The sequence below is a fragment of the Isoptericola jiangsuensis genome, assembly GCF_048320105.1.
Classification (GTDB): Bacteria; Actinomycetota; Actinomycetes; order Actinomycetales; family Cellulomonadaceae; genus Isoptericola; species Isoptericola jiangsuensis_A.
The window spans coordinates 2,665,139-2,689,981 of sequence record NZ_CP182942.1; the positions used below are offsets into that span (position 1 = coordinate 2,665,139).

Genomic DNA, 24,843 nt, shown 5'->3' on the forward strand with positions numbered 1-24,843 from the left:
GGTCGATCTCACAGCGATCTCCGGCCCGGAGTCGCACGTCCACCAGGGTTTCGGCCGACTCGTGTCCGCTCAGAGCCCGGCGACGGCCGCCTGCGCGTGCCCGACGATCGCCGCGAGCCCGGTGCCCGCCACCCAGCCGCCGGTGACGGCCAGCCCCGGGGTGTGCCCGACGGCGCCGCTCAGCTCGGTGACGGCCGCCCGGTAGGCCGGCGTCGGCGGGGGCAACGACCCCTGCCACCGTTGGGCCAGGTGGTCCAGCACGCGGTCCTCCAGCGGCACGCCCAGCAGCACCGAGGCGTCCCGGGCGGCCTCCGCGGGATCGGGCGCCGCCGTCGGCTCCCCGATCCGCCCGTACGACAGCCGCACCACGTGGATGCCCGACCCGGCCGCCGCGGCGACCCGCTGGGCCAGCCACGGCCACTTCGCCGTCGAGTGCGTCAGCGCCTTGGCCCGCACCGGGCCGGCGTCCGGCGCGACGAGCATCCCCGTGCCCCGCGGTGCGGCGTCCAGCGCGGGCGCCTCCAGCAGGAGCGTCAGCAGCCGGATGTCGGCACCCTCCTCGGCGCGCGGCACGACGCCGGTCCACGGTTCGAGCATCGGCGCGACCGCGGGCGTCGTCACCACCAGCCGCGGGGCGACGACGGTGTGCTCCGACCCGCGCCCCCCGCGCACCCCGGCGACCGTGGCCCGCGTGCGCACGTGCCAGCCGTCGCCGGCGCGCTCCACGCCGATCACCTCGTGACCGAGCCGCAGCGTGGTGTGGATGGGACCGGTGGCGTCCGTCGTGGGCGAGTCGGTCCAGTCCTCGGCGCTCGCGGCGACCTGCCCGGCGAGCGCCTCGACGATGGTGTGCATGCCGCCCGCGATCCCGCGCACCGCGGACCCGGCGGGCGCCGCCGCCCGCAGCGACGCGACGGCGCGCGAGAGCGAGCCCTCGACGTCGAACCGGCCGCGCAGGCCCGGCGCCACGGCGGACACGGCGAGGCGGTCCAGCGGGGCGGAGTGCACGCCGGAGGCCACGGGCGCCACCAGGCGGTCGGTCACGCGCGCCCCGAGCCGGGCGCGCACCAGCGAGCCGAGGTCGTCCGCGCGGGCGCCGACGAAGCGCGGCAGCACCCGGTCGAGCGACGCGCGCGCCACCCCGGGCCAGCCGATCGCCCGGCGCACGTCCGGCGCCCAGGGCACCGACGGGATGCCGAGCACGCCCGCGGCCGGCAGGGGGAAGGACTGCCCGGCGGCGTACCCCCAGGCGGACAGCGGGGCGGGTTCGACGACGTCCAGGTCGAGCGTCGCGGCGAGGTCCCCGACGGCGCTGCCCCGGGCGGCGAACGACTCGGCGCCCAGGTCGACGGGCACGCGGGGCAGCGACTCGAACGACCCGCCCCGCACCGGACCGCCCAGGCGGGTCGTGGACTCCAGGACCACGGTGCGCAGACCGCGCTCGATCAGGGTGCGAGCCGCCACCAGCCCCGCGATCCCGCCGCCGACGACGACGGCGTCGACCTGCTGGCTCACAGCGAGTGGACGAGCTCGACGACGCGCGTCAGGACCGTCGGGTCGGTCTCGGGCGGCACGCCGTGCCCGAGGTTGACCACGTGCCCCGGGGCCCGGCGCCCCCGGGCGACCACGTCGCGCACGTGCGCGGCGAGCACCTCCCACGGCGCCCCGAGCAGCGCCGGGTCGATGTTGCCCTGGACGGACACGCCGTCGCCCAGCAGCGTCGAGGCCTCGTCCAGCGGGGTGCGGTAGTCGATCCCGACGGTGGGGTGCGTGACGCCGGCGCCCGTCAGGACGTCGCGCAGCGCCTCCAGCAGGTGACCCGTGCCCGTGCCGAAGTGGATGCCGGGCACGCCCGCGCCGTCGTCGTCGGCCCGCAGGCCGGCGACGTGCCGCAGGGCACGGGCCGACGACGGCGCGACGTGCGACGTGTAGTCGGCCAGCGAGAGGGAGCCCGCCCAGGAGTCGAACAGCTGCACGGCGCTCGCCCCCGCCAGCACCTGGGCGTGCAGGAACCGTCCCGTGAGGTCCGCCGTCCAGGAGGTGAGGCGCTGCCACGTCTCGGGGTCGGCGTGCATGAGCGTGCGGGCCGCGAGGTGGTCCCGCGACGGTCGGCCCTCGACCAGGTAGGCCGCCAGCGTGAACGGCGCACCGCCGAACCCGATGAGCGGCGTCCCGGCCCCGGCGCCCGCGGGGGACAGCTCGGCGACGGTGCGCTGCACCGCCTCGCGGATCGGCGCGAGGGCGGCGTCGTCCAGCTCCCGTGAGACCAGCTCGTCCACGTCGGCGGCGGTGCGGTACGGGCGATCCATCACCGGGCCCACCCCGGCCTTGATGTCCACACCCACCCCGGCGAGGCGCAGCGGCACCACGATGTCGCTGAAGAAGATCGCCGCGTCCACCCCGTGCCGCCGCACCGGCTGCAGCGTGATCTCCGACGCCAGCTCCGGCATCAGGCACGACTCGATCATCCCGACACCCTGTCGCACCTGCCGGTACTCCGGCAGGGACCGGCCCGCCTGTCGCATGAACCACACCGGGGTCCGGGACGGCTCACCGCCCCGCAGGGCCGTGACCAGCGCGGACGTGGTCGTCCGGCCGTCCACCAGCGGATGGGAGGCGGGCAGGTCGCTGACGTTCGCCGTGGGGGATGTCACGGTCCATGATTCTGCCTCCTGCCCCGCCGGATCATAAAGTGGGGCCACTGTGGTTCTGATCTCCCTCACCGCCTCCCACCGCGAGCTGGACCTGGACGCCCTCGAACGGCTGTCCTCCGGCTCGATGTCCGTGGGCCGCACGATCGTGGGCACGTGCCGCCCCGTGCAGGGCTCCGTGGTGATCTCCACCTGCAACCGCTTCGAGCTGTACCTCGACGTCGACGCCCCCCTCGACGGCGACTCCGTGCGGCACGCCACCCGCCACGTCGCCGACATCGTCGCCGCGTCCTCGGGCATCACCCCCGAGGTCGCCGTCGACTCGTTCACCGTGCGCACCGGCACCGAGGTCGCCGCCCACCTGTTCGCCGTCGCCGCCGGACTGGACTCCATGGTCGTCGGAGAGCGCGAGATCGCCGGGCAGGTCAAGCGTGCCCTGCACGAGTCCCGCCACGACGGCACCACCTCCAAGACCCTCGAGCTGCTCTTCCAGACGGCGTCCCGCACCTCCAAGCAGGTCGCGCACCGCACCACCCTCGGCGGCACCGGCCGCTCGCTGGTGTCGCTCGGGCTCGACCTCGCCGGCGAGACCCTGCGCCCCTACCCGGCCGCCCGAGCCGTCATCATCGGCACCGGCGCCTACGCCGGCGCGTCCGTCGCCGCCCTGCGCGCCCGCGGCTGCACCGACGTGCGCGTCTTCTCCGGCTCGGGACGCGCCGCGGACTTCGCGGCCTCCCACGACGTCGTCGCCGTCGACGTCGGCCCGGAGTCCCTCGTCGAGGCGCTCGCGGACGCCGACGTCGTCGTGTCCTGCTCGGGAGCGCGTGCGCGGCGCGGTGCGGCCGGTCCGGACGCCGAGGTCTCCATCGAGTACGTGCTGGACGCCGCGGCGGTGGCGCGGGCCCGCGAGCGCGCCGCCGCCCGGGCCGAGGACCAGCCCGAGCCGGACGCCCTGGTGATCCTCGACCTGGCCCTGCACCGCGACGTCGACCCGCAGGTCGCGGACGTCGAGGGCGTGCTGCTGTACGACCTGTCCACCCTCAAGGCGAACGCGCCCGCGACCGAGGTCGCCGTCGTCGAGCGCGCCCACGACATCGTCTCCGTGGCGGCGGGACGCTTCGAGGAGACGCGACTGGGCCGGGCGGCCGACGCCGCCGTCGTCGCGCTGCTCGACGAGGCCGAGGCGACGGTCGCGGCCGAGGTCGAGGCGGCCGTGCGGCGGCTCGAGGCGGAGCTCGGTCCGTACGGCGGGGCCACGGAGGACGACGTCGAGGCGATCGCACGCGGGGCCCGGCGGCGGGTCCACGCCGCCCTGCACGACCGCATCGTCGAGGTGCGGGCGGCGGCGCTCGCCGCGGCCCGCGAACGGGAGGCCGCCGTCGTGCGCGGGGCCGAGGAGGCGCTGCGCGGAAGCCGAGCGGCTGAAGAATCTCGGGCATAGGGATCTATGTCGGGCGAATACCGGCATCCGCCAGTAGGTTGACGAGTGCACGCCTGCATACGGTGACCGGCGAGGGCCGGGGAACCGGCCCGTCGAACACGTCGCTCTGTCGAAAGGACCCCGCACATGGACGGCTTCTGGGACTTCTTCTGGTTCCTGATCTGGATCTTCCTGTTCATGGCCTACCTCATCGTCCTGTTCCAGATCCTCACGGACCTGTTCCGGGACGTCGATCTTTCTGGCTGGTGGAAGGCCGTGTGGGTCTTCTTCCTGATCTTCGTGCCGATGCTCACCGCGCTGATCTACCTGATCGCCCGGGGGCGCGGCATGGCGCAGCGCAGCATGTCCGCCGCGAAGGAGGCCAAGTCGGCCACGGACGACTACATCAAGTCCGTCGCGACGCCCGCCTCGCCGGCCGACCAGATCGCGTCCGCGAAGAAGCTGCTCGACGAGGGCACCATCACGCCCGAGGAGTTCGCCTCCCTCAAGGCCAAGGCTCTCGCCTGACCGCGGGCCCCAGGTCGCAGGGCCCGTCGGCCCTCCAGGACGGCCCGCCACGGATCTCCGTGGCGGGCCGTCCTGCTCCCCGGAGCCCGGCACGTCCCGGGGCGCCGACCGAGTAGGTTTCCCCCATGCGACTGGGCGTCATCGACATCGGCTCCAACACCGTCCACCTGCTGGTGATGGACGCCCGCGAGGGGGCACGGCCGGTCCCGCAGGCCAGCCACAAGACGGTGGTGCGGCTCATGCGGTACGTGCAGCCGGACGGCGCCATCTCCGCCGAGGGCGTCGAGGCGCTGTGCCGGGCGGTGCAGGACGCCGCGGACGTGGGGCGCGAGCACGACGTCGAGGGGTTCATGGCGCTCGCGACCTCCGCCGTGCGCGAGGCCCGCAACGGCTCCGCGGTCCTGGCGCGGCTGGAGAAGTGCGCCGGGGTGCCGATCGAGGTGCTCGACGGCCCGGAGGAGGCGCGCCTGACGTTCCTCGCGGCGCGGCGGTGGTACGGCTGGGGCGCAGGGCGGCTGCTGCTGCTCGACATCGGCGGGGGGTCGCTGGAGATCGCGACCGGACTGGACGAGACGCCCGAGGTGGCGCTGTCCGTCCCGCTCGGCGCCGGCCGGATGACCCGCGAGTTCCTCCCGGACGACCCGCCCCGCCCCGAGGACGCCGAACGGCTGCGCCGGCACGTGCGCCAGGTCCTCGACGACGCCGTCGGCCCCGTGCGCGACGCCCCGACGCCCGACCACGCCGTCGCGACGTCCAAGACGTTCCGGTCCTTGGCCCGGCTCGCGGGGCTGCCGCGCCAGGTGCTCGGTACCGGCGAGCGGTGGCGCATGCGCCAGGACCATCTCGCGGACTGGCAGCCGCGCCTCGCCAAGCTGTCCTCCGTGGACCGCACGGTGCTGCCGGGGATCGGGGCGAACCGCGCGCTGCAGATCGTGGCGGGTGCGGTCGTCGCGGAGGAGGCGATGCGGGCGCTCGGCGTGGAAGAGGTCGAGATCTGCCCGTGGGCGTTGCGCGAGGGCGCGATCCTGCAGTTCCTCGACCGGCTCTGATCCTGGCGGCTCTGGCCTGCTCGGCGGTCCTCAGCCCCAGCCGGGCTCGTCCGACCCCCAGGGGTGCGCGGGCGAGGGGTAGTCGTCCACCGGCAGCGCCGGACGCGCGGTGGTGACGCCGTCGTGGGTGACGGTGAGGGAGCCCGACGGCGTCGCGGGAGTCCGGTGGTACGGGTCGCGGCCCGGGGCGTCGAGCAGCCAGGTGGCGGTGCGGGCGAGGGACGCCACGACGTCGCGCCCGACCCCGTCGCGGGCGACGGCCGTGAGGGCGTCCACGACGCCGGCCGCCAGCAGGTAGCCGGTGGCGTGGTCGAGCGCCTGGGCGGGCAGCGCGCCCGGGGTGACGCCGTCGGCGGACTCGACGAGGGCGATGCCGCAGGCCGCCTGCACGATCGAGTCGAAACCCCGCCGCGCCGCCCACGGGCCCCCCTGCCCCCACGCGGACACCCGGGCCCGCACGATCCCCTCCGGGCGTCGCAGTCCGAGCCGCTCGATCGCGCCGGGCCGATAGCCGGTGACCAGCACGTCCGCGGCGTCCAGGAGCCGTTGGGCGACGTGCCGGTCGTCGGAGTCGCGCAGGTCGAGCACCACGGTGCGCTTGCCCTGGCCGGTGTCGAGGTGCTGGACGCCGATCTCGGCGGGCTCCGGCGGGTCGACCCGCAGCACGTCCGCGCCGAGCAGCGCCAGCGTGCGCGTGGCGACGGGCCCGGCGACCACCCGTGTCAGGTCGAGCACCTGGATGCCGGCCAGCGGCTGCTCCCCGGACCCGATCCGCACGGGCCGGTCGGCGCGCCCGTCGGTGCGCGGTTCGATCCGCACCAGCGGACCGAGCGCCGCCGCGCGCCCGGCCGGGCTCGCCCGCCACTCCGCCTCGGTGCGGACCCGCACCGCGACGGCCCCCTCGGCGCAGGCGGAGTCCTCCACCGCCTGCGCCGACGACGCCGCCAGCCGGGCGGCGATCTCGGTGCGGCCCGCGGCGTCCGGCAGGTCCAGGCTCCGCAGCAGCCGCACGCGGTGGTGGGGGTAGTTCGCGTGGGTGCGCACCCAGCCGTCGCAGGTGCGGAAGAACCCGGAGTGCGGGCCGAACGGCACCCACGCCTCGCCGTCGAGCCGCAGCAGACGGTCCGAGGCGAACGATGCCGCGACACGGGCCGGATCCAGCGGGGCGTCCACGACCGGGCCCTCGGCGCCCGCCCGGCGAGCCGCAGCACGGACGGCCTCGACCGCACCGAGCGCGAGGTCCAGGACCGGCAACGTCGCGACGAGCCCCCTCATCACCCCAACGTATCCCCGTCGTCCCACCGTCGGTACTACCTCGCGGGAATGCTCGTTAGGATCGGGCGCATGGCCAAGTCCACCGCTGAATTCGTGCTGCGTCCGTTCGAAGGTCTCCCCGGGGAGGCCGACTGGGTCTCGATGCGGGAGATCGTGCCCTCCGCCACGGCCACCGCGCGGACCGTCGCCGCGCACGGTGGCCGCGACGTCGTCGTCACCACCGTGCTGCCCGGCGGCTGGGCCGCGCTGCACCGCGACGACGGCACCGTCCTCGTCGCCGTGCAGGGAGTCCTCGCCTCGGACGACCTGAGCCGTGACCTCGCCGCCGTGCTCCTCGCCGCGATCGACGCCGAGCCCGGCAGCGGGATCTTCCCCGACCAGCTCGACACCGCCCCCGACGCCCCCCGCCTGCAGGACGTGCTCGACACGTCGGTGCCCTTCGAGGTCACCGTGCACGAGGGCTACGACTACTGGATGGACGCGAGCTCCGAGATCACCGACGACGTGCGCGCCGGCCTGGACGAGGCCGCCGAGCAGACCGTCCCGACCGTCAAGATCGACGGTGTCGAGGCCGCCTACTGGTGCCGCATGAGCCGCGAGTTCGTCCGCTGGGCGCGCACCGAGGACGAGGACCAGGTGGTCGACGCGATCGCCCGCCTGCACGCACGCCGCGACTCCGGCCTGGCCGGCGGCAAGTTCCTCGGCATGTTCCGCGCCTGCGGGCTCGTCGTCCCCGTCTGGGAGCTGCCCCGCGGCACCGAGGCCGACGAGCTCACCGAGCCGGTGCAGGATCTGGGCCGCCGGCTGGACGAGGCGCTCGCGGTGACGGAGCCGCTGGACGCCACCCAGCGTCGGGCGCGGGCCGGCATCGTGTCGCGTCAGGTGACGCTGCGCTGATCCTCGCAGGATCTCCACGCGGTCTTCGTCGGCCCTGCGTTGCGATGTCGAAAGTCGCCGTACCAGGGGAGTAGGATTCCGAGGGAAGTTCTTTGCATTTCCGATCCACGGGACTCCGTGGATCTCATCGACCGCCAGGGGCAGGGAGCTGTGGACGCGGACCAGGGTGTCACCCGCACGGGTGAGGACGTGACCTCTGATGCTGCGATCAGCAGCCCGACGGCTCGGCGCAGCGGCATGCCGGTCGCGCGGACGCCGCGGCCGCCGTCGTCCCGGGACGGGCGCAACAGCCAGCGCGTCGCGGTGATCATCCCGGCCAAGGACGAGTCGGAGCGCATCGCCGCCACCGTGCGGTCGGCCCGCGCCATCCCGCACGTCGACCTCGTGCTCGTGGTCGACGACGGCTCCGACGACGACACCCAGCACGTCGCCCGCGACGCCGGTGCGGTCGTGGTGCGGCACTCGCACAACCGCGGCAAGGCCGCCGCGATGGAGACCGGGGCGGCCGTGGCGGCGATGCGCGACGTCGACGGGCGCGCCGCCCGCCTGCTGCTCTTCATCGACGGCGACCTGGGCGACACCGCCGTCAACACCGCACCGCTCGTCGGTCCCGTGCGCGAGGGCGTCGCCGACGTCGCGATCGCCCTGCTGCCCAAGCAGAGGGGCGCCGGTGGCCGGGGCATCGTCGTCGGGGCTGCGCGCCGCTCCATCCACAACCTCACCGGCTGGAGCCCCACCCAGCCGTTGTCCGGGATGCGGTGCCTCACCCGGGAGGCGTTCGAGGCGGCGACGCCGCTGGCCCGCGGCTGGGGTGTCGAGACGGGGATGACGATCGACCTGCTGCGCGCCGGCTACGTCGCGGTCGAGGTACCGTGCGACCTGCGCCACCGGGCGTCGTCGAACGACCTCAAGGGCCAGCTGCACCGGGCCGGCCAGTACCGGGACGTCATGCTCGCGGTGAACGCCCGACGTGTGCGCCGCGCGGTGGGCGCCGTGGGCCGTGCCGGCAACCGGACAAAGCGCCCTTGAACTCCGATGTCACCCCAAGTGCTCTGATATCTGCGCAGGATCGCCTTTGTCGGCCTTTATGAACTGATTCACCGCCCTCCATTCGGGTGAAGTCCGTGCGAATATCGACTTGAAGGGCGGTTCGCTGCGACCTATGTCACCCTTGCTGAAGTTGTTGCCTCATGACATGCATCTCTTCGGCAGGGGACAGAAATGCGCGCACGGGACAAGACCGGAACGACCCGGACGACTCGACGCAACGTGGCGTCGGCGACCGCGGCTTCCTTCCTGCTGGCCGGGGGGCTCACAGCCCTCCCGGTGGTGATCGAACCGCTGGCAGAGGAGGCGTTGCCGCAGGCCGCGGCGGTGCCCGGGAACCCGGGTGTGATGGAGGCGCCGAGCGACTTCTACTTCGAGAACTTCGAGAACGTCACCTGGCAGGAGCCGGACGAGGCCGGTGCGGGATCGAACAGCAACGACTGGGACGCCGGCGACTTCGTCCAGACCCTCACCGAGTTCCCCTATGGCGCGGACGGCTCGGAGGAGAACTACCAGCCCGGGTACGTGAACGCGGACGGGGTGACCACCTACACCGCGGACAACGACTGGGCGGCAGGCAATTACTGCAACGGCATCATCGTCGCCACCCACGGCGCCATCGCGTTCGCCGGCACCCAGTACGACTCCCCCAGGCCGCAGTACTGGGCCGATCCCCTGCTCAACCCCACGGACGGCTGCATCCCGACCGGCAACCAGTCAGACAACACCTGGTGGAACCGATTGCGCGCGATGAGCAACGCCATGGGGCAGTGGCACCAGAACGCGAAGTACCCCTACCTCGACCAGGTCGAGCCGCAGGACGCGAGCGAGAACCACATCGTGTCGTCGTACACCAACGCCGGCACCGGCAACACGGTGGAACCGGGTGCGATGCTCGAGTTCGAGCAGCCGCTCCCCGTCGATCCGGGCCGGTACTACCAGTTCTCCATCGACGTGGCGAGCCAGAGCTGCAACGTCTCCGGAGCGGTCGGTGCGCAGCCGCAGTTCCTCCTCACCCAGGCCGACGGGTCGACGACGTCGGCCTTCAGCAGCCCAGTGAACACCTGCGACATCGCGCGCGACGCCGCCTACGGCATGGTGCTGCCCGCCGCCAGCGTCAGCAACCAGTCGCGCCAGACCCGCATCGGCACGTTCCTCGGCGACACGTCCCTGCGTTCCACCGGCGACTCCATCGGCGTGCAGATCGTCAACCAGCAGGCGGGCGCCAACGGCAACGACACCGCGTTCGACAACATCGTCATCCTCGACACGACGCCGAAGATCGACAAGGAGTTCTCCACCGGCCCGTACCCCGTGGGGACGGACGCGACGCTCACCTACACGGTGACGAACACCTACGACCCGCTGGTCGACGAGAGCACGCCGTCCGGCCCCAAGGAGGACTTCTCCTTCACCGACGTGTTCAACTCCGAGGACCTCGTCCTGACCGGGGACGCCGAGACGACGTGCGGCGACGGCGTCGTCACCGCCGAGGCGGGCACGGGCACCGTCTCGCTGGAGGGTGGCGACCTGGTCGACCCGGACCTGGTCACGTGCACCATCACCGTCGGTGTCACCTCCGACACCGTGGGGACGTACACCAACGGCCCCGACGACTTCACCGAGCTCTTCGGACTCAACCCACCCGGGGACACGGACGTCACCTTTATCGACGATGCGTTCCAGTGCGACGCCGGCGCCTATCTCTTCCAGAACACGCCGGTCGACGCCTATGGAATCAACCTCATCACGGGTGATGCCGAGGAGATCGCGAGCGATTTCTCGGAGCAGGGCATCAACGGGGTGGGGTACAACACGCTCGACGACTATCTCTACGGATCCCTCACGGGGAGCAGCCCGACGGAGATCGTCCGGATCACCGCGAGCGGTGAGGTCCAGAACCTCGGGACACCGGGCAACTGGTCCACGGTCGGAAGTCCCCAGACCATCTACAACGTCGGCGAGTTCGACGAGGAGGGACACCTCTGGCTCGCGAACGGTGGAAGTGCTTCGCCCCTCTACTGGGTAGAACTGGACATGAACCCGGACTCCTCGACCTACTTCGAAGTCCTCGACTCGGGCCAGGTGGGCTTTCCGGGCGTGTCAGCGGGGGTGTACGACTGGGGCTTCGACCCTGGCACGAGTACCTTCCTGGCGATGACTCCCGCAACGGCCGGGGGACCGAGAATCGTCCGCTTCGACCCGGCGAACGGTTCGTTGACCGTTGTCGGGGTCCCGGGACAGTTGGTCGGCCCAAACGGCGTCGCGAACCCGCAGACCAGCGCGTGGGGTGCGGCATACACGACACCCGACGGCTATCTGTACATGTCGAACAACAACACGGGGCAGATCTGGCGGATCGACATGGCTGATCCGACGACCGCGGAGTTCTTCTCGTACGGTCCGCCGTCGAGCAGCAATGACGGCACTCGGTGCCCGACTGCCCCGCTTCCTATCGACTATGGCGACGCGCCTGACTCGTACGACACCTTGCTGGCCTCCGGTGGGCCCTTCCACGGCGTGACGAACGACCCCGACGACCCGTTGCTCACGATCGGTGACTCGGTGACGACCGAGGTCGACGGACAGCCCGACGCCTCGGCGGCGCTCGACGAGGACGACGCGTTCACCCAGGATCCAGTGGTGTCGATCGACAGCGCGGAGACCAGTCTCAGCGTCCCGATCACCAACGACTCCGACGTGGCAGCGGCTCTGGTCGGCTGGATCGACTTCGACCTGAGCGGCACGTTCGAGGAGGATGAGCGCTCGGAGGTCGACACGGGGACGGGGTCGGGCAATGACAACCTCACGTGGAACGTCCCTGCCGACGCGGTGCCGGGCGCGTCCTACCTGCGGTTGCGGGCCGCTCTTCTCCCGCCCGACGGCCTGCCCACGGACACTTCCGAGGTGGGGCCGGGTGTCGACACGGGTGAGGTGGAGGACTGGCCGGTGGAGCTCGTCGAGCTCCCCGTGGACTACGGCGACGCACCCGACTCCTACGGGACGCTCGCGGAGTCCGGCGGGGCGAGCCACGCCGTCGTCGACCACGACGAGACAACCAGCACCGCGCCGCTCATGCTCGGTGACGAGAACACGGTCGACACCGAGGACGACGGCGTCCCCACGGCGGGAGCCGACGGCGACGACCTCGCCGGGGTGGACGACGAGTCGTCGATCACCGAGCCGGTGACGGCGGAGCTGGGCCAGGACGTCACCCTCGACGTGCTCGCGACCAACGACACCACGACCGACGCCACGCTCGTCGCGTGGATGGACGGTGACCAGAACGGCACGTTCGACCCGGGCGAGGCCAGTACCGCGGTGACGGTCCCGGCCGGCAGCGGATCGGACACCTACCCGGTGACGCTGCCCGCGGCGAGCGTGCTCGGCGAGTCCTACCTGCGCGTGCGCCTGTTCGACGGCGCCAACGACGACCCGCAACCCACGGGAAGCTGGACGGGTGGCGAGGTGGAGGACTACGTCGTCACCGTCGTCGAGCCGGAGCTGACGGTGGTCAAGACGTCCGACGCCGGGGAGACCGTCTCGCCCGGAGACGTCGTCACCTACACGGTCACGGTGGAGAACACCGGGACGGCCGACTACACGGATCCGGAAGATCCTGCGTCCCTGACGGACGACCTGTCCGACGTGCTCGACGACGCGACCTACAACGGTGACGCCGCGGTGGACCCGGACCAGGGCACGGTGGACTTCACCGACCCGACGCTCACCTGGTCCGGTCCGCTGGCCGTGGGCGAGACGGTCACCCTGACGTACTCGGTCACGGTGGACGACCCGCCGGGCGGCGACGGCGTGCTGAGCAACACCGTCGTGGCACCGGACTCCACGTGCGACCCGGACGTCGACCCTGCGGACCCGGACTGCACCACGACGACGCCGGTGCGGTCGCTGGAGATCGTCAAGACCTCCGACGCGGTGACGACGCTGACGCCGGGCCAGGACATCGAGTACTCGTTCACGGTGACGAACACCGGCGGCTACGACTACACGGCCGACGACCCGGCGACGGCCGACGACGACCTCTCGGCGGTGCTGGACGACGCGGTCTACAACAACGACGCGGCGGTGGATCCCGACCAGGGAACCGTCGGCTACGCCGAGCCGGTGCTGTCGTGGAGCGGCCCGCTCGCGGCCGGGGAGTCCGTGACGATCACCTATACCGTGACGGTGAACGACCCGCTGTCGGGCGACGGTGAGCTGCTCAACGTCGTCGAGGGCCCGCCCGAGTCGAACTGCGACCCGGACGCCGTCCCCGCCGACCCGGACTGCACCGTGGTGCTGCCCGCGCCGGGGCTCGACATCGCCAAGACGGCCACGCCGTCCTCCGACCCGCTGCTGCCGGGCGGCACCGTGACCTACACCGTCGAGGTGACCAACACCGGTGCGGCCGACTACACCGACGCGGCTCCTGCGGACTTCACCGACGACCTGTCGGGAGTGCTGGACGACGCGACGTACAACGACGACGCGGCCGTGGACCCGGACCAGGGCACGGTGGACGTCTCCGGCACGGAGCTGTCGTGGTTCGGCCCGTTGGCCGCCGGCGAGACGGTCACCATCACCTACTCGGTGACGGTGAACGACCCGGTCACGGGCGACGCGGAGCTGACGAACGTGATCCTCGGTCCGCCGGAGTCGAACTGCCCGGAGGGGTCGGTGGACCCGGACTGCACGACGACCACGCCGGTGGCGGCTCTGGACGTGTCGAAGGTGGTCGACTTCAACGGCGAGGTCGAGCCGGGTGACACGGTGGCGTACACGATCACGGTGGAGAACATCGGTGGGGTCGACTTCACGGACGTGCTGCCGGCTGAGGTGTCGGACGATCTGTCCGAGGTGCTGGACGATGCGACGTGGGACGACGACGTCACGGTGGTGCCGGATCAGGGGACGGTGTCGTTCACGGATCCGGTGCTGAGCTGGTCGGGTCCGTTGGCCGTGGGCGAGCAGGTCCAGATCACCTACACGGTGACGGTGGACGATCCGTTGGAGGGTGACGGGGTGCTGACGAACGCCGTGGTGGGTGGGGACTGCCCGGACCCGGCGGTGACGGATCCGGCGGACCCGGCGTTCGATCCGGAGTGTGTGACCAGCACGCCGGTGGCGGCTCTGGACGTGTCGAAGGTGGTCGACTTCAACGGTGAGGTCGAGCCCGGTGGCACGGTGGCGTACACGATCACGGTGGAGAACATCGGTGGGGTCGACTTCACGGACGTGCTGCCGGCTGAGGTGTCGGACGATCTGTCCGAGGTGCTGGACGATGCGACGTGGGACGACGACGCCGCAGTGGCGCCGGATCAGGGTGCGGTGGACTTCACGGACCCGACGCTGACGTGGTCCGGTCCGCTCGCTGCGGGCGAGACGGTCACGATCACGTACTCGGTGACGGTGGACGACCCGTTGGAGGGTGACGGGGTGCTGACGAACGCCGTGGTGGGTGGGGACTGCCCGGACCCGGCGGTGACGGACCCGGCGGACCCGGCGTTCGACCCGGAGTGTGTGACCACCACGCCGGTGCGTGCGTTGGAGATCGTCAAGACCTTCGACGCCGAGACCGAGGTGCAGCCGGGCGACACGGTGGGCTATACGGTCGAGGTGACGAACGCCGGTGGCGTGGACTACACGCTGCTGGATCCGGCCACGGCGACGGACGACCTGTCGGACGTGCTGGACGACGCGACCTACAACGGTGACGCGGCGGCAGACGCCGGGTCGGTCGCGTTCGCCGACCCGAACCTGACCTGGTCCGGCCCGCTGCCGGTGGGCGAGACCGTGACGATCACGTACTCGGTGACGGTGGACGACCCGCCGGGCGGCGACGGCGTCCTGACGAACACGGTGACGGGCCCGCCGGAGTCGACTTGCGTGGACGGCACCGAGGAAGGCTGTACGACGACGACGCCGGTGGCGTCGCTCGAGGTCGTCAAGACGTCCGACTCGCCCACGGGCGTGGTCGCGGGCGACCAGGTCACGTACACGATCGAGGTGACCAACACTGGCGGGTTCGTGTACACCGTCGACGACCCGGCCGTGGTGTCGGACGACCTGACCGAGGTGCTCGACGACGCGACGTGGGACGACGCCGTCACCCTCGACCCCGACCAGGGCACGGTCGACTTCACCGACCCGACGCTGAGCTGGTCCGGCCCGCTCGACGTGGGCGAGACGGTGACGATCACGTACTCGGTGACGGTGAACGACCCGGTGAGCGGTGACGGTGTGCTCACCAACGCCGTCGTGGGCGGCGACTGCCCCGACCCGGCGGTGACGGATCCGGACGACCCGGCGTTCGACCCGGACTGCTCCACCGAGGTGCCCGTGCTCGAGCCCGGCCTGACCGTGGAGAAGACGTCGGACGCCGCGGGCGAGGTGCTGGCGGGCGACACCGTGGAGTACACGATCACGCTGGAGAACACCGGTGAGGTGGACTACACCCTGCTGAACCCGGCGACGCTGGCCGACGACCTGTCGGACGTGCTGGACGACGCCGCCCTCGACGAGGACTCGATCGTCGTCGATCCGGACCAGGGCACGGTCGACTTCACCGACCCGGTGCTGAGCTGGTCCGGCCCGCTCGCGGTGGGTGAGACGGTGACGATCACGTACTCGGTGACGGTGGACGACCCGCCGACCGGGGACGGCGTGCTGACGAACACCGTGGTGGTGCCGGGCTCGGAGTGCCCCGAGGGGTCGCAGGACCCGGACTGCACGGTGACCGACCCGATCAAGGCGCTGGAGATCGTCAAGACCTCCGACGCCGCCGAGGACGTCGCACCCGGCGACACCATCACGTACACCGTGGAGATCACCAACTCCGGTCAGGTCGGCTACACCGAACCGGACGACCTGGCGACCTTCACCGACGACCTGTCGGGCGTGCTGGACGACGCGACGTTCGACACCGGGTCGATCGTCGTCGATCCGGACCAGGGCACCGCGGGCTTCACCGATCCCGAGCTCACGTGGTCCGGGCCGCTCGCCGTGGGGGAGACGGTGTCCGTCACCTACTCGGTGACGCTCGACGACCCGCCCACGGGCGACTCGATCGTCGCGAACGCCGTGGTCGGGCCGCCGGAGTCCAACTGTGACCCTGACCAGGTCCCCGAAGACCCGAACTGTTCGACGACGACCCCGTCGCCGGCCGTGGAGATCGTCAAGACCTCCGACGCCGCGGGCGAGGTGGTCCCGGGTGACGTGGTGACGTACACCGTCGAGGTGACGAACTCCGGTGCCGTGGCGTTCACGGACGACGACCCCCTGGTGGTCACTGACGACCTGTCCGGCGTGCTGGACGACGCGACGTACAACGACGACGCCGCGGCCGACCCGGACTCGGGGACGTTCGCCTTCGCCGACCCGAACCTGACGTGGACCGGTCCGCTGGCCGTCGGGGAGACCGTCTCCCTGACCTACTCGGTGACCGTGGACGACCCGCCGGGACTTCTCGCGGACGGTGAGCTCACGAACGCGGTCTCCGCGCCGGGCTCCAACTGCGTCCAGGACGCTGATCCGGCGGACCCGGACTGCACGACGACGACGCCGGTGCGGTCGGTGGAGATCGTCAAGACCTCGGACGCCGCGGGCGAGGTGCTGCCGGGTGACACCGTGGAGTACACGGTGACGATCACGAACACCGGTGGCGTCGACTACGTCGACCCGGACTCGTTGCTGACCATCTCGGACGACCTGTCCGGCGTGCTGGACGACGCGGCCTACAACGACGACGCGGTGGTGGACCCGGACCAGGGCACCGCGGACTTCACCGACCCGACGCTGACGTGGACCGGTCCGCTCGCCGTGGACGAGACCGTGACGATCACGTACTCGGTGACGGTCGACGACCCGCTGCCGGACGACGGCGACGGTGTGCTGACCAATGCGGTGACCGGTCCGCCGGAGTCCACCTGCGTGGACGGCACCGACCCCGGCTGCACGACGACGACGCCGGTGCGGTCGGTGGAGATCGTCAAGACGTCCGACGCCGCGGGTGAGGTGCTGCCGGGTGACACCGTGGAGTACACGGTGACGGTCACGAACACCGGTGGCGTGGACTACGTCGACCCGGACTCGTTGCTGACCATCTCGGACGACCTGTCCGGCGTGCTGGACGACGCGTCGTACAACGACGACGCGGTGGTGGACCCGGACCAGGGTGCGGTGGGCTTCACCGATCCGACGCTGAGCTGGTCGGGTCCGCTCGCCGTGGGTGAGACGGTCACGATCACGTACTCGGTGACGGTCGACGACCCGCTGCCGGACGACGGCGACGGGGTGCTGACGAACGCGGTGACCGGTCCGCCGGAGTCCACCTGCGTGGACGGCACCGACCCCGGCTGCACGACGACGACGCCGGTGCGCTCGCTCGACGTCGTCAAGTCTTCGGACGCCGCCGGCGAGGTGCTGCCGGGCGACACGGTGGAGTACACCATCGAGGTCACGAACACCGGTGGCGCGGACTACACGGTCCTCGACCCCGCGGAGGTGTTCGACGACCTCACCGAGGTGCTCGACGACGCCACGTTCGGCGACATCAGCACCGACCCGACGCCGCCCGACGCGGAGTTCGACGGCGACTCGATCAGCTGGTCCGGTCCGCTGGCAGCCGGGGAGTCGGTGACCATCACGTACACCGTGACGGTGAACGACCCGCTCACGGGTGACGGGGTGCTCGACAACACCGTCGTCGGCCCGCCGGAGTCCGGCTGCGACCCGGCGCAGGACCCGGCCGACCCGGACTGCACGGTGACCGTGCCGGTGCGGGCGGTGGAGATCGTCAAGACGTCCGACCCGGTCACCGGTGTCGCCCCGGGTGAAGAGATCACCTACACGGTGGCGATCACCAACACCGGCGGCGCGGACTACGCCGACCCGGACTCGCTGCTCACGGTCACGGACGACCTGTCCGCCGTGCTGGACGATGCGACCCTCGACGAGGGCTCGATCGTCGTCGACCCGGACCAGGGGACGGCGTCGTTCACCGACCCGACCCTGACCTGGACCGGGCCGCTGGCCGTCGGGGAGACCGTGGAGATCACGTACACCCTCACGGTGAACGACCCGCCGTCGGGAGACGGGACGATGACGAACTTCGTCGTCGGGCCGCCGGAGTCGAACTGCGACGAGAACGCCGACCCTGTCGACCCGAACTGCTCCACCGAGGTGCCGGTGCTGGAGCCGGGCCTGGGCATCTCGAAGACGTCCGACGCGGGCGACGAGCTGCTTCCCGGGGACACGGTCACCTACACGGTGACCGTGGAGAACACCGGCGAGGTGGACTACACGGACGCCGATCCGGCCGTGGTCTCCGACGACCTGACCGACGTGCTGGACGACGCGACCTACAACGGCGACGCCGCAGTGGACCCGGACCAGGGTGCGGTGGACTTCACCGATCCGACGCTGACGTGGACCGGTCCGCTCGCCGTGGGCGAGACGGTGACGATCACGTATTCGGTCACCGCGGGCGACCCGCTGCCTGAGGACGGTGACGGGGTGCTGACCAACGCGGTCACCGGGCCGCCGGAGTCGACCTGCGTCGAGGGCACCGAGGAGGGGTGCACGACGACGACGCCGGTGCGTGCGTTGGAGATCGTCAAGACGTCCGACGCCGCGGGTGAGGTGCTGCCGGGCGACACGGTGACCTATGAGGTGACGGTGACCAACACGGGCGGCTTCGTGTACACCGATGCCGATCCTGCCGTGGTGTCGGACGACCTGTCGGACGTGCTGGACGATGCGACCTACAACGACGACGCCGGGGTGGACCCGGACCAGGGTGCGGTGGACTTCACGGACCCGACGCTGACGTGGTCCGGTCCGCTCGCTGCGGGCGAGACGGTCACGATCACGTACTCGGTGACGGTCGACGACCCGCTGCCGGACGACGGCGACGGGGTGCTGACCAACGCGGTCACCGGGCCGCCGGAGTCGACCTGCGTCGAGGGCACCGAGGAGGGGTGCACGACGACGACGCCGGTGCGTGCGTTGGAGATCGTCAAGACGTCCGACGCCGCGGGTGAGGTGCTGCCGGGCGACACGGTGACCTATGAGGTGACGGTGACCAACACGGGCGGCTTCGTGTACACCGACGCCGATCCTGCCGTGGTGTCCGACGACCTGTCCGAGGTGCTGGACGACGCGACCTACAACGAGGATGCGGTGGTGGACCCGGATCAGGGTGCGGTGGACTTCGCCGACCCGACGCTGAGCTGGACGGGTCCGTTGGCCGCCGGGGAGTCGGTGACCATCACGTACTCGGTGACGGTGGACGACCCGCCGGCCGGTGACGGGGTGCTGACGAACGCGATCCTCGGTCCGCCGGAGTCCAACTGTGTGGAGGACGCCGATCCGGCAGATCCGAACTGCTCGACCACCACGCCGGTGCGTGCGTTGGAGATCGTCAAGACCTTCGACGCCGAGACCGAGGTGCAGCCGGGCGACACGGTGGGCTATACGGTCGAGGTGACGAACACCGGTGGCGTGGACTACACGCTGCTGGATCCTGCCACGGCGACGGACGACCTGTCGGACGTGCTGGACGATGCGACCTACAACGGTGACGCGGCGGCCGGCGCGGGGTCGGTGGCGTTCGCGGATCCGCTGCTGGCCTGGTCCGGTCCGCTGCCGGTGGGTGAGACGGTGACGATCACGTACTCCGTCACTGTGGGCGACCCGCTGCCGGATGATGGCGACGGGGTGCTGACGAACGCGGTGACGGGCCCGCCGGAGTCGACTTGCGTGGACGGCACCGAGGAAGGCTGTACGACGACGACGCCGGTGGCGTCGCTCGAGGTCGTCAAGACGTCCGACTCGCCCACGGGCGTGGTCGCGGGCGACCAGGTCACGTACACGATCGAGGTGACCAACACTGGCGGGTTCGTGTACACCGTCGACGACCCGGCCGTGGTGTCGGACGACCTGACCGAGGTGCTCGACGACGCGACGTGGGACGACGCCGTCACCCTCGACCCCGACCAGGGCACGGTCGACTTCACCGACCCGACGCTGAGCTGGTCCGGCCCGCTCGACGTGGGCGAGACGGTGACGATCACGTACTCGGTGACGGTGAACGACCCGGTGAGCGGTGACGGTGTGCTCACCAACGCCGTCGTGGGCGGCGACTGCCCCGACCCGGCGGTGACGGATCCGGACGACCCGGCGTTCGACCCGGACTGCTCCACCGAGGTGCCCGTGCTCGAGCCCGGCCTGACCGTGGAGAAGACGTCGGACGCCGCGGGCGAGGTGCTGGCGGGCGACACCGTGGAGTACACGATCACGCTGGAGAACACCGGTGAGGTGGACTACACCTTGCTGAACCCGGCGACGCTGGCCGACGACCTGTCGGGCGTCCTGGACGACGCCGCCCTCGACGAGGACTCGATCGTCGTCGATCCGGACCAGGGCACGGTCGACTTCACCGACCCGGTGCTGAGCTGGTCCGGTCCGCTCGCGGTGGGTGAGACGGTGACGATCACGTACTCGGTGACGGTGGACGACCCGCCGACCGGGGACGGCGTGCTGACGAACACCGTGGTGGTGCCGGGCTCGGACTGCCCCGAGGGGTCGCAGGATCCGGACTGCACGGTGACCGACCCGATCAGGGCGCTGGAGATCGTCAAGACCTCCGACGCCGCCGAGGACGTCGCGCCCGGCGACACCATCACGTACACCGTGGAGATCACCAACTCCGGTCAGGTCGACTACACCGACCCGGACGACCTGGCGACCTTCACCGACGACCTGTCGGGCGTGCTGGACGACGCGTCGTTCGACACCGGGTCGATCGTGGTGGACCCGGACCAGGGCGCCGCGGGCTTCACCGATCCCGAGCTCACGTGGTCCGGGCCGCTCGCCGTGGGGGAGACGGTGTCCGTCACCTACTCGGTGACGCTGGACGACCCGCCGGCGGGCGACTCGATCGTCGAGAACGCCGTGGTCGGGCCGCCGGAGTCCAACTGCGACCCCGACCAGGTTCCCGAGGACCCGAACTGTTCGACGTCGACCCCGACTCCGGCCGTGGAGATCGTCAAGACCTCCGACGCCGCCGGCGAGGTGGTCCCGGGCGACGTGGTGGCGTACACCGTCGAGGTGACGAACTCCGGTGCGGTGGCGTTCACGGACGACGACCCTCTGGTGGTGACCGACGACCTGTCCGACGTGCTGGACGACGCGACCTACAACGACGACGCCGCGGCTGACCCGGACTCGGGGACGTTCGCCTTCGCCGACCCGTACCTGGCGTGGTCCGGTCCGCTTGACGTCGGGGAGACCGTCTCCCTGACCTACTCGGTGACCGTGGACGACCCGCCGGGACTTCTCGCGGACGGTGAGCTCACGAACGCGGTCTCCGCGCCGGGCTCCAACTGCGTCCAGGACGCTGATCCGGCGGACCCGGACTGCACGACGACGACGCCGGTGCGGTCGGTGGAGATCGTCAAGACCTCTGACGCCGCGGGTGAGGTGCTGCCGGGTGACACCGTGGAGTACACGGTCGAGATCACGAACACCGGTGGCGTCGACTACGCCGACCCGGACTCGCTGCTCACGGTGTCGGACGACCTGTCCGGCGTGCTGGACGATGCGACCTACAACGACGACGCCGGGGTGGACCCGGACCAGGGTGCGGTGGACTTCACGGACCCGACGCTGACGTGGTCCGGTCCGCTCGCTGCGGGCGAGACGGTCACGATCACGTACTCGGTGACGGTCGACGACCCGCTGCCGGACGACGGCGACGGTGTGCTGACGAACGCGGTGACCGGTCCGCCGGAGTCCACCTGTGTGGATCCGGAAGACCCGGGTTGCACCACGACGACGCCGGTGCGTGCGTTGGAGATCGTCAAGACCTCCGACGCCGCGGGTGAGGTGCTGCCGGGCGACACGGTGACCTATGAGGTGACGGTGACCAACACGGGCGGCTTCGTGTACACCGATGCCGATCCTGCCGTGGTGTCGGACGACCTGTCCGGCGTGCTGGACGACGCCTCGTACAACGACGACGCCGCAGTGGCGCCGGATCAGGGTGCGGTGGACTTCACCGACCCGACGCTGAGCTGGTCGGGTCCGTTGGCCGCCGGGGAGTCGGTGACCATCACGTACTCGGTGACGGTGGACGATCCGCCGGCCGGTGACGGGGTGCTGACGAACGCGATCCTCGGTCCGCCGGAGTCGAACTGTGTGGAGGACGCCGATCCGGCAGATCCGAACTGCTCGACCACCACGCCGGTGCGTGCGCTGGAGATCGTCAAGACCTCCGACACCGCCGGTGAGGTGCAGGCGGGTGACACGGTGGGCTACACGGTCGAGGTGACGAACACCGGTGGCATGGACTACACGGACGCCGACCCAGCCACGGCCACGGACGACCTGTCGGACGTGCTGGACGATGCGACCTACAACGGTGACGCGGCGGCCGGCGCGGGGTCGGTGGCGTTCGCGGATCCGCTGCTGGCCTGGTCCGGTCCGCTGCCGGTGGGTGAGACGGTGACGATCACGTACTCCGTCACTGTGGGCGACCCGCTGCCGGATGATGGCGACGGGGTGCTGACGAACGCGGTGACCGGGCCGCCGGAGTCCACCTGTGTGGATCCGGAAGAGCCGGGTTGCACCACGACGACGCCGGTGCGTGCGCTGGAGATCGTCAAGACCTCCGACGCCGCGGGTGAGGTGCTGCCGGGCGACACCGTGAGCTACGAGGTGACGGTGACCAACACCGGCGGGTTCGTGTACACCGACGCCGATCCTGCCGTGGTGTCCGACGACCTGTCGGACGTGCTGGACGACGCCTCGTACAACGACGACGCCGCAGTGGCGCCGGACCAGGGTGCGGTGGACTTCGCCGACGCGTCGTTGACCTGGGAAGGTCCCTTGGCCGCGGGGGAGTCGGTGACGATCACGTACTCGCTCACCGTGAACGACCCGGTGAGCGGGGACGGTGTCCTCACCAACACCGTGACCGGCCCGCCGGAGTCGACCTGCGTAGAGGGCACCGAGGAGGGCTGCACGGTCACCGACCCGGTCCGTCAGCTCGACATCGTCAAGACGGTGACCGATCCGGTCGAACCGATCGAGGCCCTGGCACCGGGTGACGAGATCACCTACTCGGTGGAGATCACCAACACTGGTGGATTCGACTACACCGCGGAGGACCCGGCGTTCATCGAGGACGACATGACGAACGTGCTCGACGACGCCACGCTCGACGAGGCCTCGATCACGATCGACCCCGACGTGGGCGAGGTGACCTTCGACGACCCGGTCCTGCGCTGGGAAGGCCCGCTGGCCGTCGGTGACGAGGTGACCATCACCTACACCGTGGAGGTCGACGACCCCCTGGCCGGTGACGGCGTGCTCGTCAACTCCGTGACCGGACCCCCGGAGGGGCCGTGCGTGGAGGGCAACGAGGACGGCTGCACCGTGTCGGTGCCCGGGCGGGACATCGACGTCACCAAGTCGGCATCGCCGGAGACGACGTTGCCCGGTGGCACGGTCGAGTACACGGTGGAGGTGACCAACACAGGGACCGCCCCGTACACGGACGCGAGCCCGGCGCAGGTCATCGACGACCTGACGAACGTGCTCGACGACGCGACGTACAACGAGGACGCGACCGTCGATCCCGAGGCCGGCACCCTGGCGTACGTCGAGCCCTACCTGGCGTGGTACGGACCGCTCGAGCCGGGCGAGACGGTGACGATCACCTACTCGGTGACCGTCGGCGACCCGTTGGCCGAGGACGGTGACGGCGTGCTCGACAACATCGTCCACCACCCGGGCCCGTGCCCCGGCGGCTTCTGCGCCCCCGAGCCGCCGAACCCGCCGGAGCAGTGCGAGGACGGTCTGACGGAGGACGGCCAGCCCTGCGGTGCGACGTCGACCCCCGTGCGCGAGCTCGACATCGTCAAGTCGGTCGCCACGGAGTCCGGTGAGGACTGGACCGGCCCGACGCAGGACGTCACCTACTCGGTGACGGTCGAGAACACCGGCGCCGGCGACTACACCGCCGACGATCCTGCGATCGTCGCCGACGACCTGTCCGACGTCCTCGACGACGCCACGCTCGACGAGGACTCGATCATGGTCGGGCCCGACCAGGGCGAGGTGACCTTCGACGACCCGATCCTTTCGTGGTCCGGCCCGCTGGCGGCCGGGGAGTCCGTGACGATCACGTACACCGTGTCCGTCAGCGACACGGTGAGCGGTGACGGCGATCTCGTCAACGTGGTCACCGGTCCGCCGGAGTCGAGCTGTGTGGACGGCACCGAGGAAGGGTGCACCACCGAGACTCCGGTCCGGGCGCTGGAGATCGTCAAGACCTCCGACGCCGGGGACGAGGTGATGCCCGGTCAGACGGTCGGGTACACCGTCGAGGTGACCAACACCGGCACGTTCGTCTACACCGACGACGACCCGGCCGTGGTCACTGACGATCTGTCCGCGGTGCTGGACGACGCGACGTACGACGACGACGCGGCGGCCGACCCCGACGTCGGGACGCTCGACTACACCGCGCCGGAGCTCACCTGGACCGGACCCATCGAGCCCGGGCAGACGGTCATGATCACCTACTCGGTGACGGTGGACGATCCGGACACCGGTGACGGGGTGCTCGACAACGTGGTGTCCGGTCCGCCGGAGTCCACGTGCGCGGTCGACCCGTCGATGAGCCCGGCCGGGATGTCCGCGGTGGTGCCGATCACGCTGCCGACGCTGCTGGCCGCGTTCAACCCGGACTGCTCGACGAGCGTGCCCGTCGTCGAGCCGTCCTCGCCGGAGCCGTCGGCACCGGGATCCCCGGGTACGCCCCCGGCGACGTCTCCGCCGTCCGGGTTCCTCCCGCGCACCGGCGCCGAGTGGGTCGCGCTGGCCTCGGTCGCGCTCGCGCTGATCGTGGCGGGCGGGCTGCTGTACGGGGTCCGCCGTCGAACCGGACGTGAGGACGACTGATCCGCTGACG

At 71.3% G+C, this 24,843-nt stretch carries 9 protein-coding genes; 6 read left to right on the plus strand and 3 right to left on the minus strand.

Features of this window, described 5'->3' with window-relative positions; genetic code table 11:
• Window positions 1-69: 69 nt before the first annotated feature.
• A complete protein-coding gene (locus tag ACNHYB_RS12340) occupies window positions 70-1,515 on the minus strand; it encodes a protoporphyrinogen/coproporphyrinogen oxidase (protein ID WP_418275640.1) in 1,446 nt (481 codons plus the stop codon).
• A complete protein-coding gene (gene hemE, locus ACNHYB_RS12345) occupies window positions 1,512-2,654 on the minus strand; it encodes a uroporphyrinogen decarboxylase (protein ID WP_418275641.1) in 1,143 nt (380 codons plus the stop codon). Before hemE ends, ACNHYB_RS12340 begins: the two co-directional genes overlap by 4 nt.
• A gap of 49 nt (window positions 2,655-2,703) precedes the next feature.
• Here hemE and ACNHYB_RS12350 point away from each other — a divergent pair, with 49 nt between their 5' ends.
• From ACNHYB_RS12350 to ACNHYB_RS12360, 3 genes are all read left to right on the plus strand, one after another.
• Window positions 2,704-4,092: a glutamyl-tRNA reductase gene (locus ACNHYB_RS12350; protein WP_418275642.1), complete on the plus strand. Its 1,389-nt coding sequence runs from the start codon at window positions 2,704-2,706 to the stop codon at window positions 4,090-4,092.
• Between the two features lie 126 nt (window positions 4,093-4,218).
• Entirely contained in the window at window positions 4,219-4,599 is a 381-nt protein-coding gene (locus ACNHYB_RS12355; RefSeq protein ID WP_418275643.1) for an SHOCT domain-containing protein, read from the plus strand.
• 125 nt (window positions 4,600-4,724) lie between these two features.
• Entirely contained in the window at window positions 4,725-5,648 is a 924-nt protein-coding gene (locus tag ACNHYB_RS12360; protein WP_418275644.1) for a Ppx/GppA phosphatase family protein, read from the plus strand.
• Window positions 5,649-5,678: 30 nt separating this feature from the next.
• Here ACNHYB_RS12360 and ACNHYB_RS12365 read toward each other — a convergent pair whose 3' ends face one another.
• Window positions 5,679-6,923, minus strand: a complete 1,245-nt coding sequence (locus ACNHYB_RS12365; protein WP_418275645.1) for a CoA transferase — start codon at window positions 6,921-6,923, stop codon at window positions 5,679-5,681.
• Between the two features lie 69 nt (window positions 6,924-6,992).
• Here ACNHYB_RS12365 and ACNHYB_RS12370 point away from each other — a divergent pair, with 69 nt between their 5' ends.
• The 3 genes from ACNHYB_RS12370 to ACNHYB_RS12380 all read left to right on the plus strand — a co-directional run bounded on the left by ACNHYB_RS12370 (window position 6,993) and on the right by ACNHYB_RS12380 (window position 24,833).
• Entirely contained in the window at window positions 6,993-7,820 is an 828-nt protein-coding gene (locus ACNHYB_RS12370; protein WP_418275646.1) for a DUF5926 family protein, read from the plus strand.
• Between the two features lie 237 nt (window positions 7,821-8,057).
• Entirely contained in the window at window positions 8,058-8,849 is a 792-nt protein-coding gene (locus ACNHYB_RS12375; RefSeq protein ID WP_418278042.1) for a glycosyltransferase family 2 protein, read from the plus strand.
• Between the two features lie 297 nt (window positions 8,850-9,146).
• Window positions 9,147-24,833 carry a GEVED domain-containing protein gene (locus ACNHYB_RS12380; protein WP_418275647.1) on the plus strand — a complete coding sequence of 5,229 codons (15,687 nt, stop codon included), beginning with the start codon at window positions 9,147-9,149 and terminating at the stop codon, window positions 24,831-24,833.
• The last annotated feature ends 10 nt before the right edge of the window (window positions 24,834-24,843 follow it).